This window comes from Streptosporangium sp. H16, from assembly GCF_051918855.1.
Classification (GTDB): Bacteria; Actinomycetota; Actinomycetes; order Streptosporangiales; family Streptosporangiaceae; genus Streptosporangium.
In genome coordinates this window covers 1-1,856 of record NZ_JBPXMD010000098.1, presented here as the reverse complement: position 1 = coordinate 1,856, position 1,856 = coordinate 1, and the positions used below count along the sequence as shown (strand labels likewise).

General features: G+C 71.9%; 1 protein-coding gene. It reads left to right on the top strand.

Annotated elements, in window-relative coordinates; genetic code table 11:
- Window positions 1-1,856, top strand: a 1,856-nt coding sequence (locus ACTOQ2_RS43785; protein ID WP_440107929.1) for a type I polyketide synthase, incomplete at both ends; no start/stop codon positions are given.

The window sequence follows — 1,856 nt, the reverse complement described above, 5'->3', positions numbered from 1 at the left end:
CTGGGTTTCGACTCCCTGACCGCGGTCGAGCTGCGCAACCGGCTGATGGCGGTCTCCGGACTGCGACTGCCCGCCACCCTCGTCTTCGACTACCCGACCGCCCAGGCGGTAGCCGATCACCTGGCGAGCGAACTCGGCGGAGCCGCCTCGGCCGGTGCGGTCACCGTGGCCAGGACGGTGGTCGACGACGAGCCGATCGCGATCGTGGGGATGGCCTGCCGCTACCCCGGCGGCGTCTCCTCGCCCGAGGGCCTGTGGGACCTGGTGTCGTCCGGCACGGACGCCATCGGCGACTTCCCCACCGACCGCGGCTGGGACCTGGACAAACTGTACGACCCGGACCCCGAGACCCACGGCACCTCCTACGTGCGGCGCGGTGGCTTCCTGGGAGAAGCCGGTGACTTTGACCCCGGCTTCTTCGGGATCAGCCCGCGTGAGGCGCTCGCGATGGACCCGCAGCAGCGGCTGCTGCTGGAGACCTCGTGGGAGGCGGTCGAGCGGGCCGGGATCCGCCTGAACCACCTGCGAGGAAGTCGTACGGGCGTGTTCACCGGCGTGATGTACCACGACTACGCGAGCCAGCTCACCTCCATACCGGAGGAACTGGAGGGCCTGATCGGCACCGGAAACTCCGGCAGCGTCGCCTCGGGGCGGGTGTCCTACACCTTCGGGTTCGAGGGACCCGCGATGACCGTGGACACGGCGTGCTCGTCGTCGCTGGTCGCGCTGCACCTGGCCGTGCAGGCGCTCAGGAACGGCGAGTGCGACCTGGCCCTGGCCGGTGGCGTGACGGTGATGGCGACTCCGGGCACGTTCATCGAGTTCTGCCGGCAGGGCGCCCTGTCCGTCGACGGCCGGTGCAAGGCGTTCTCGGCGGACGCCGACGGCGCGGGCTGGAGCGAGGGCGTGGGCATGCTGCTCGTCGAGCGGCTGTCGGACGCCCAGCGCAACGGCCACCAGATCCTCGCCGTCGTACGGGGCAGCGCGGTCAACCAGGACGGCGCGAGCAACGGGCTGACCGCGCCGAACGGTCCCTCGCAGCAGCGGGTGATCCGCCAGGCACTGGCCAACGCGAACCTCTCGCCCGCCGACATCGACGCGGTCGAGGCGCACGGCACCGGAACGCCGCTCGGCGACCCGATCGAGGCGCAGGCGCTGATGGCCACCTACGGCCAGGACCGTCCGGAGGATCGGCCGCTGTGGCTGGGTTCCATCAAGTCGAACATCGGTCACGCCCAGGCCGCCGCGGGCGCCGCCGGGATCATCAAGATGGTGATGGCGATGCGGCACGGCGTGCTGCCTCGGACGCTGCACGCGAACGAGCCGAGCCCGCATGTGGACTGGTCGGCCGGTGCCGTGGAACTGCTGACCGAGACCCGCTCGTGGACCGCCGGGGATCACCCGCGCCGGGCCGCGGTCTCCTCCTTCGGAGTCAGCGGCACGAACGCGCACGTGGTGCTGGAGGAGTCCCCCGCTCAGGAAACGGTCGAGGCCGAGACGCCCGCCGAGGTACCGGCGGTTCCGGTGCTGCCGTGGGTGCTGTCGGCGAAGACGAGCGAGGCACTCCGGGCACAGGCCGGGCGGCTGGCGGCGTGGCTGGAGGCGGGAACCGGCGCCGACGCCGACGTGGCCCACTCCCTGGCGTCCTCCCGGTCGGTGTTCGACCACCGCGCGGTGGTCGTGGGCGCGGATCGGGGTGAGCTCCTCGCCGGTACGGCGACGCTGGCCTCGGGCGGCGTCAGCGCCGGAGTGGTGACCGGTGTGCCCGGCTCGGACGGTAAGACGGTGTTCGTCTTTCCCGGTCAGGGGTCGCAGTGGCTGGGGATGGGGGTTGAGCTGCTGGAGACCTCGGCGGT